The organism is Paucilactobacillus vaccinostercus DSM 20634, assembly GCF_001436295.1.
Taxonomy (GTDB): Bacteria; Bacillota; Bacilli; order Lactobacillales; family Lactobacillaceae; genus Paucilactobacillus; species Paucilactobacillus vaccinostercus.
Window position 1 is genome coordinate 1 of sequence record NZ_AYYY01000031.1, and the last position, 2,226, is coordinate 2,226.

Genomic DNA, 2,226 nt, shown 5'->3' on the forward strand with positions numbered 1-2,226 from the left:
ACTAGACAAAAGATCAGCTCCTAAAAGATGGGTTTGTGGTAAACACCATTTTAAAGGAAGCTGATCTTTTTTGTCCGAACAGCGTTCGGATTAATTTTACAATCTACCATTATCAATTGAATTACTATACCGATAAACTCTCTGAAAAAAATTTATACAAAGCATGTCTCGTAAGGGAAACTGTCTTGATAATGCGCCAATTGAAAGCTTCTTTCATCTTCTTAAAACAGAATGTCTTAATGGATTTCCACAGTGTAAAGATATTGGAGAATTCAAGGAAATCACAAAGAATTACGTCGATTGGTTTAACAATCGACGAATATCACAGAAAACAAAAGGCATGAATCCCTGCGAATACAGGGAACATGCCTTAGCAGTTTAAAAATATTCAATTTTGTCTAACTTTTGTGTTGCACTTTAGTTTTGACCCAGTCCTTTTTTATTTACAATATTTAAAGCATCATATTCTAATACTCAAACTTTTCATTTTAAAGTTGACTTACTCCCCAAAAATTACTTGCAATACTAAAGGAGTCTTTACAAGAAAAAACTTTACAGACACTCTAATTCTGCTTAAATGCTTCAGTTACACTTTGCATAACTATTATTATAAAGCTATTCTACTTTTTCAAGAGGTAAGACTTGCTGTAGTTGCGATAATGTAGGCTTCATTTTAAGAATATTACGCAAGTGATTAAGGTTTACCTTAGAATTCCAAGAAAGGATTCCTTGAATAATTCCACTGTCGTCAAAATAATAAACTATACTTTTTTCCGCCGCACCCGGCAGTTTCTCACTGTACATCTGCATTTTAGAACTGAGATGGCCAATTGCATCCCACGAAATATCAAAAACCCAGCTATAAAACGACGGTGTGTAATCATACACGACCTCTTCACCAGCCATGGCTCTGCCTGCAATCAACCCTGATTTAACTGCATGGTTAACATGTGCAGAACTTTGACGCCCCAATATTTTATCAGGATATGAAATAATATCTCCAGCAGCCCAAATATCAGGAGCAGAAGTATGCAGGTGTTCATCAACAATGATTCCGAATTTATCAGAAGATAGTCCAGCATTTTCACCCAAACTGTGATCGGTGTTTGCTCCTATACCTAAGACAAGCCCATCGCCTTCTAAAATCTGCCCATCACTAAAGTAAAGTTTCACTGTTTGTCCATCAACTTCATATTTTTGCGCGTGTTTATTGACTAGGATATTAATTCCCTCATCAAGGTATTTTTGCTGATACTGACTGCTCAGATAATCCGGAAAACGCTCATCATAAATTTTTTGCCCACTAATTATCAAAGACACTTTTGTTTCGTTTTGAATTAAACCAGCTGCAATTTCACTGCCGACGTAACCACTACCGACAACTATAATATGCTTTTGTTTCCCACTAAGAGCCTTGATTTTTCTGTAGTCTGCTTTTGACCTTAGAGCAACTACCAAATCACTTTCTGGTCCTGGGATACGTTGTGCTTGGCTTCCAGTTGCTAGAAGCAGCTTATCATAACGGAAGTGTTCTCCGTTTGTAGTCACTACAGAATGCGCCGTGGGGTCGAGGACTGTAACTTTTTTACTCAGAAATATTTTGACGTTATTTTTTTCAGCCGTTTTAAGATCTGTATCTTTTTCCTTAAATTCTTCATCTACCCATAATTTTTTACTCAAAGCCGGGCGAGCATAAGGCGCATCATTATCTGCCGAAATAATTGCAATTGTCCCCTTGCTATCCGTTTTACGGATACCTGTTGCGGCCTTATCCGCTGCCATGCCGCCACCAATCAAAAGATAGTTAAAATGGTTATTTTCTTGAGTCATATACTGTATCCTTCTTTCCAATGCTTTTTAAATTAAATTTAGTTTATAATCGTTTTTATAAAAAACATTACAACATTGATTATAAAATAAGTATTACGTAAACTTAAAAAAGTTGCTCATAACTTCTTTAAGGGCTGCTTTTTCAAGTTCAGATACACTGTACTTAATTAAGTTTGCACTACTCAAGTCAAAGCAGCTTATTGTGTATTCATCCAATGCGTAATACTATATATTGTAGAAAAATAGGAAGTAGAAGAAGTTTAGTTAGTCCTAATTAAGTTTTTAAGGAGATAGCAAAATGGCAACTGAAAAGTGTTCAACAAAGCCTTTACAAATTTTATTGGATTGAAGTCAATATTTGAGACAGGTTTTAAGAGACATTCAGAACCGCGTTTA

The 2,226-nt window shown here is 35.5% G+C and carries 1 protein-coding gene and 2 pseudogenes; 2 read left to right on the forward strand and 1 reads right to left on the reverse strand.

What is annotated here, in order from left to right:
* Window positions 1–157: 157 nt before the first annotated feature.
* Window positions 158–259 (forward strand): annotated as a pseudogene (locus tag FC26_RS13205) (transposase); the annotation flags it as partial.
* A gap of 3 nt (window positions 260–262) precedes the next feature.
* Window positions 263–382, forward strand: a pseudogene (locus tag FC26_RS13210) (IS3 family transposase); the annotation flags it as partial.
* A gap of 233 nt (window positions 383–615) precedes the next feature.
* On the opposite strand, the gene FC26_RS07645 reads toward FC26_RS13210, so the two are convergent.
* Window positions 616–1,830, reverse strand: a complete 1,215-nt coding sequence (locus FC26_RS07645; protein ID WP_057779351.1) for an NAD(P)/FAD-dependent oxidoreductase — start codon at window positions 1,828–1,830, stop codon at window positions 616–618.
* Window positions 1,831–2,226 lie beyond the last annotated feature (396 nt).

Coding starts and splice junctions, on each gene's coding strand:
- FC26_RS07645 (WP_057779351.1), bottom strand. CDS start 1,830: ATGACTCAAGAAAATAACCATTTTAACTATCTTTTGATTGGTGGCGGC.